6 protein-coding genes are annotated in these 3,533 nt (G+C 38.3%); 3 read left to right on the top strand and 3 right to left on the bottom strand.

What is annotated here, in order from left to right:
* A partial coding sequence (locus tag V7137_RS06290; RefSeq protein WP_335697279.1) for a TIGR01777 family oxidoreductase occupies nucleotides 1-871 on the bottom strand: 871 nt, incomplete at its 3' end.
* 77 nt (nucleotides 872-948) lie between these two features.
* Here V7137_RS06290 and recX point away from each other — a divergent pair.
* Nucleotides 949-1,764 (top strand): recombination regulator RecX, encoded by an 816-nt coding sequence (recX, locus tag V7137_RS06285; protein ID WP_335697278.1) that lies wholly within the window; start codon nucleotides 949-951, stop codon nucleotides 1,762-1,764.
* Nucleotides 1,765-1,772: 8 nt separating this feature from the next.
* Here recX and V7137_RS06280 read toward each other — a convergent pair whose 3' ends face one another.
* Nucleotides 1,773-2,450, bottom strand: coding sequence for an SDR family NAD(P)-dependent oxidoreductase (locus V7137_RS06280; protein ID WP_335697277.1), 678 nt, complete (start codon nucleotides 2,448-2,450; stop codon nucleotides 1,773-1,775).
* Between the two features lie 87 nt (nucleotides 2,451-2,537).
* Between V7137_RS06280 and V7137_RS06275 the strand changes: the two genes are divergently transcribed.
* Nucleotides 2,538-2,861: a YfhH family protein gene (locus tag V7137_RS06275; protein ID WP_335697276.1), complete on the top strand. Its 324-nt coding sequence runs from the start codon at nucleotides 2,538-2,540 to the stop codon at nucleotides 2,859-2,861.
* Nucleotides 2,862-2,913: 52 nt separating this feature from the next.
* Here V7137_RS06275 and V7137_RS06270 read toward each other — a convergent pair whose 3' ends face one another.
* Nucleotides 2,914-3,090, bottom strand: coding sequence for a small, acid-soluble spore protein K (locus V7137_RS06270; RefSeq protein WP_088085862.1), 177 nt, complete (start codon nucleotides 3,088-3,090; stop codon nucleotides 2,914-2,916).
* A 127-nt stretch (nucleotides 3,091-3,217) separates the two neighbouring features.
* Between V7137_RS06270 and V7137_RS06265 the strand changes: the two genes are divergently transcribed.
* Complete coding sequence (locus tag V7137_RS06265) at nucleotides 3,218-3,487, top strand: YfhJ family protein (protein ID WP_335697275.1); 270 nt, start codon at nucleotides 3,218-3,220, stop codon at nucleotides 3,485-3,487.
* Nucleotides 3,488-3,533 lie beyond the last annotated feature (46 nt).

The raw sequence follows: 3,533 nt of genomic DNA, 5'->3' as shown, positions 1-3,533 counted from the left end.
CATACTGAAATTGATAGCCATTTTCTAAAAGCTTTTTAGGTAATACCTTTTGACCATCAACAACCAAGGTACACATTTCACCCAAAAGGAGTCGAAGGGCAAAACGTGGAACAGGCAGCCAATGGCGACGGTGCAATACGATTGAAAGTGTTTCTCCAAATTCAGACATTGTTACCGGGTTTGGAGCGGTAAAATTAATCGGGCCATTGATTTGATCTTTTTCGATAATAAAGGATATCCCTTTTACGACATCCTCAATGTGAATCCATGACATCCATTGTCGACCATCCCCAATTGGGCCGCCAATAAATGATTTATAAGGAAAGGCTATTTTAGGCAGGGCCCCTTCGTGTGTATCCAGGATGATTCCAAACCTGCAAAAAACGGTGCGTATTCCTAAATGGGAGGCTTTACTCGCCTCGTCTTCCCATTGCTGCACTGTTTTGGATAAAAAATCATCCCCGAATCCAAGGTCGTCTTTTTCTGTAAAGACTTTATCCAAGGATGTTCCATAAATGCCAATGGCACTCGCATTAATCAGTACTTTTGGTTTGGTTTTTAATTTTGAGATGATGCTTAGTAGTGCGTTAACCGATTCTAACCGACTAGTAACGATTTTTTCTTTTCTTTGTTCAGTCCAACGACCGCCATTAATTGATTCGCCAGCAAGGTTAATAAAAATATCGGTACCCTCAAGTTCATTCCAAGTGCTTGTATGTTCAGTTAACCATTGGACATATTGAATCCGATCTGTCGTCTTTTTGTCTTTTAATCCTCTGGTTAATATGATTACCTCATGATTGTTTTTCACCAATTGATCCATTAGAGCTTTTCCCACAAAGCCGGTTCCACCTGCAATGGTAATTTTCAATTTATCCGCCCCCTTATTACGCTTTATCTTACAATATTCTATACGGAATATGGTAAAGTATTGTTGAGGTGAATAACATGGCTATAATTACAAAGATCACCACTCAGCAGAAAAATCAAGATCGCTTTAATATTTTTATGGATTACGGCAAGGGGAAAGGTGAGGAATTTGCCTTCAGTGTCGACAGTGATGTTCTAATCAAATTTAATTTGAAAAAGGGAATGGAACTTGACGATTTTTCCTTTATGGAAATTCAGTATCAAGACGACATTCGTAAAGCTTACAACAAAGCCATCCATTATTTATCTAGAAGGATGAGGTCGGAAAAAGAAATAAAGGAATACCTTACTTCAAAGGAAATAGATGAACCTGTCATCAATGAAATTATCCATAAACTATCCGCTCAGAAATACATAAATGACGAGGAATATGCTTTGGCTTATGCCCGGACACAAGCCAATACCACTGATAAAGGTCCAACTATAATTAAAATGGAACTTAAGGAAAAAGGAATTAATGAAGGCACGATCATGCTTGCATTAGAAGAATATCCCTTAGAACAGCAGATTGAAAAAGCCACCAAAATAAGTGAAAAGTTTTACGAAAAGAACGCAAAGGAATCACTAAAAATTCAAAAACAGAAGCTCGAGAATTTGCTGCTTAGAAAGGGTTACCCTTATGATGTCATTCATATTGCTGTAAATGAAACTTCAGTAAATAATGAGTCTGATGAGGATATGGAGGCAATCCGATTTCAAGGAGAAAAGGCTGCCCGAAAATATAGTAAATCCAGTGGCTTTGAATTTCAACAAAAGATGAAGCAGGCCTTATATCGAAAAGGCTTCCCAATGGAACTGATTGAATCATACCTAGCAGAATTTGAAAAATCATGACCAAGATGTCATGATTTTTTACTTTCAATAATAATAGAGTCTTGATCGATCTGTTCCATAATCATTTCAGCAACTTCTCTTGGCGTCCGGAAACGTGAAGGGTCTTGGACGTGGTCGCTATGATCCCAAAATGGGGTGTCCATTCCTCCCATATAAACAGCAGTTATTTTAATGCCGTGATCCTCATATTCCTTTTGCAGGCTTTCGGTAAAACCTCTTACCGCGAATTTACTGGCAACATAGACAGCTTCATTCACTTTTCCGCGTAAACCTGCTGTCGAAATTATATTTATAATTCTCCCATCAGGATTTTTAAGTACATGTGGTAATACTGCTTTTGTCATCACTAGAGTGCCAAGTACATTTGTATTAATCATTTCCGCCATGTGTTGTTCATCTATGTCAACAAAGGGACCGAAATGCCCAACACCTGCATTATTGACTAACCCGCAGATAGAATAGGTGTGGCTGATTTCTTCTATTTTTTTCGATACATCATCCGCGTTTTGAATATCAAAGGGAAGGATATCTGCTTTTCCCCCATGAGCGATAATTTCATCTCTAGCTGTTGTTAACTTTGTAATCGTCCTCCCAGTAAGCAAAAGGTGAAAACCTTGCTGGGAAAAAAGGTGTGCTAATTCTTTTCCTAAACCCGAACCAGCCCCAGTAATGATAATTGTTTTCATATATAATCTCCTTCATTCATTTCATTCTTTATTAATTATATAAAAATTACTATACTAAAATAAAGGGATAAGGGGAGTGGATGATCAATGCAACAGGAGAAACGCTATAGTGTAATGACCGAGCATGAATTACGAAAGGAAATTGGCATTCTTCAAGAACAGGCTAGAAAAGCAGAACAAATGGGGATGGTGAATGAGTTTGCCGTGCTTGAAAGAAAGGTTCAATTGGCAAAAGCATACCTAATTGACCCGGATGCCTTCAAAACTGGTGAACTGTATGAAATAGAAGGGAACCCAGGACAATATTTTAAGATTGACTATCTAAATGGTGTGTTTGCCTGGGGTTATCGACTTAACGGGGATGGTCATGAAGAGGCCTTGCCCATCTCTCTTTTAAAAAAGCTAAAATAATGGGACAAACCAGAGAGTGCCCCTCTGGTTTGTCTTATTTTTAAAGAAAAGGCTATTTATAAACTTGGGGCGACTCATCGTCGCGCTCCCCAGATGCGCGCATTCGCTCTTGTGGATGGGTATTAATTGTGCCATCAGCTCTTTTTGAAGCATATTCTGCCTTAGCCCGAGGCTCTCCTTCAAACTTATTGTTATTCTGATTTGGGAAATTGGTTGCTTTATTTCTCATGATATACCTCCAAAAGGGAATGAGAGCACGTGGAAAGCAATGCATTCTCATTGCTTACCACGTAACGTTAGTATCTGCGTTATTAATTTAGGTTATGTTAAAAAGAAATTGGCAATGAGGTGTTAACATGAACAGTTATCATGAAGAATTAGCAAGACTGCTGCTAAGTAAAAATGACAAACTAAGCGATAACCAAGCTCGAACATGGGTGGAGCTGCTATGGGAAGATTTTGAAACCACCTATGCAAAAGCAGGCTGGGAATATAAGGGCAGTGAAATGACTGAGAGAATAGTCAAACAATGGATTGAAAACCATGGAGAAAAACTACACGAATTTGCCGCAACCAATCCAAAATACAAAGACTTCTTAAAGCAAGATAAAAATAGTTTAAACTAAGGTTATTAAATTATTGTTGATTTTGATACCCTGTTGATTGGAGCGG

It is taken from the genome of Neobacillus drentensis (assembly GCF_036962765.1).
Classification (GTDB): domain Bacteria; phylum Bacillota; class Bacilli; order Bacillales; family Cytobacillaceae; genus Neobacillus; species Neobacillus drentensis_C.
The sequence above is the reverse complement of the archived record's forward strand: the minus strand, read 5'-3'. Positions and strand labels throughout refer to the sequence as shown.